The following is a 2,305-nucleotide window of genomic DNA, read 5'->3' as shown; positions in this document are numbered from 1 at the left end:
GAGAAACTCTACGCACTCGACAGCGACGTTCACTTGGCCGACCCCGCGTCGGTGATTCAACTCGACAATTGGAACATGAAAGACATCGACGAAATCGCCGACAACATCGCGCCGTGGTTCGGCAATTCGTTGAGCGCGCGCGAGCAGACGGTGACTTCCGAGTGGACCGGCGATTATCAGTACTACACCCTGTGGGAGCAGTTCGAGAAGGTCGCAAAGGTGTTCCGCGAGGAGAAACGCTACGAGGCGCTCGCCAGCGTTCACGACGACCTCCTCTCAACGATACGAGACGGTCTCCCGCCGAAGGACGAGCGTCCGAGCGTGGCGATGATCACCGCCGGTGACGTGACGAAGCAGATCTGGGCGTATCCGGTCGTCAGTCCGGGATTCCTGACGGCACACACGCGACCGCTACGGCCCAACGACGCGTTCGGTGGATCAGTCGATTCCGGGGCGACGGTCGACTTGGAGGCGATGTTGCAGGCGAATCCGGACGTGATACTGTTCCTCGGCGGGATGCAACCGGACGTGAGCATGAACGACCTCCGCTCGACGCTCGAATCCGACCCCGTCGCCGCGAAGATTTCCGCGGTCGAGAACGGCCACGTCTACCCGCAAGGGGCGCGTTATCAGGGGCCGATCCTGAACCTCTTCCAGTTGGAGATGAGCGCCAAGCAGTTCTACCCCGAGCAGTTCGGCGAGTGGTCCACCTCCGACGGCGGACCGTACCCCGAGTTCCCGGCGGACGAACAACTGTTCGACCGTCAAGAAGTCGCGGATATCATCAAGGGGGACTTCTAACGATGGTCGACGAAACCGTCCGGATCGCCGAAAAGATGAATCGAAACCTTCGTCGGAGTGACGTCGGGACGTCCCCGGCGTCACCGTACGACGAGTGGTCCGACGAACGATTGGTCGATGGGTACCGACGCAATAGCCTCCTCCTCCGGGAGTACGGTATCGACGACCGGACTATACAGGCCCTTTGTGCCATCGAGGAACGCCTGCGCGCTCGCGACATCGACCCGGACCGAATCGTCGAAGGATTGGATACCTGAGGGCCGAACGTGCCGAACGGTACGTCACCGAATGCGACCCGCACGAGACGGACCGCTAACCGACGGGAGCGCTCGCATCAAATTTTATCTGGCACACCGACGAAACGGAACGTATGCCCGAACCGACACGCGTCGCGGATACCCACAATCACACCGGCGAAGGACCGCTCTGGCACCCGGACGAAAAGCGCCTCTACTGGCTCGACATTCCGAACGGCAAGCTGCTTCGATACGACCCGGCGACGGACGAGCACGAACAGTGCTACGAGGCGGACGCCATCGGCGGGTTCACCATCCAGAAGGACGGATCGCTGCTGCTGTTCGAGGACGCCGGGAAGGTCGAAATCTGGCGCGACGGAACGACGGAGACCGTCATCGAAGAGATTCCGGAAGAACGCGACACGCGCTTCAATGACGTGATCGCCGACCCGGAAGGGCGGGTCTTTTGCGGCACGATGCCGAGCGACGACCACCTCGGCGGCCTGTATCGGCTCGACCCCGACGGGACGATCACGAAGGTGCTCGACGGGTTGCAGATTCCGAACGGAATGGGGTTCACCCCGAACCGCTCCGGATTCTACTTCAACGAGACCGAGGCGGAGTCGGTGTATCGATTCGAGTACGACGCGGAGACGGGGGAGATTTCGAACCGGGACGTGTTCGTCGATACGACGGACGAGGAGGGAAGTCCCGACGGGATGACCGTCGATGCGGACGGGTACGTTTGGACCGCCTACTGGAACGGGGGATGTCTCGTCCGCTACACGCCGGACGGCGAAGAGGATCGACGTATCGACTTTCCCGCGCGGAAGGTCTCCTGCGTGACGTTCGGCGGCGAGGGATACGAGGACGCGTACGTCACGACCGCTCTCGGTCCGGGTGAGGGCGAACCGAGATCGCGGGAGGAAGAAGGCGACGGTGCGGGTGCCCTGTTTCGGTTCTCGCCGGACGTCGCCGGTCGTCCGGAGTTCCGCTCGGACGTCTCCCCGTGAGCGGTCACGGTGGGCAGTCACCGTAAGTACGGTCAGTGCCCCCAGAGCGTGTCGTCGTCCTTGTATCGGGCGTCCATGATACGGTCCCACTGTTCCCCGGAGAGGTCGATGTCACATGCCGCGACGTTCTCGTCCAACTGCTCGGGCGTGCGTGCGCCGATGATCGGGACGCAGGTGAAGTCGTCGTGGTCCATCAACCAGCGAAGCGACACCTGCGCGGGCGTCGCATCCACCTCGTCCGCGACCGATCGAACC

General features: G+C 62.7%; 4 protein-coding genes. 3 read left to right on the top strand and 1 reads right to left on the bottom strand.

From position 1 onward, the window contains the following. The 3 genes from WBV42_RS13855 to WBV42_RS13845 all read left to right on the top strand — a co-directional run. Positions 1–801: ABC transporter substrate-binding protein (locus WBV42_RS13855; protein ID WP_423986547.1), on the top strand; the 801-nt coding region annotated here is incomplete at its 5' end. A 2-nt stretch (positions 802–803) separates the two neighbouring features. Next, positions 804–1,058 carry a hypothetical protein gene (locus WBV42_RS13850; protein WP_253225812.1) on the top strand — a complete coding sequence of 85 codons (255 nt, stop codon included), beginning with the start codon at positions 804–806 and terminating at the stop codon, positions 1,056–1,058. A 113-nt stretch (positions 1,059–1,171) separates the two neighbouring features. Then, a complete protein-coding gene (locus WBV42_RS13845; protein ID WP_423986546.1) occupies positions 1,172–2,050 on the top strand; it encodes an SMP-30/gluconolactonase/LRE family protein in 879 nt (292 codons plus the stop codon). Between the two features lie 32 nt (positions 2,051–2,082). Here WBV42_RS13845 and WBV42_RS13840 read toward each other — a convergent pair. After that, positions 2,083–2,305: aldo/keto reductase (locus tag WBV42_RS13840; protein WP_423986545.1), on the bottom strand; the 223-nt coding region annotated here is incomplete at its 5' end.

It is taken from the genome of Haladaptatus sp. (assembly GCF_049589095.1).
Lineage (GTDB): Archaea > Halobacteriota > Halobacteria > Halobacteriales > Haladaptataceae > Haladaptatus.
This window is presented reverse-complemented; position numbering and strand designations above follow the sequence as displayed.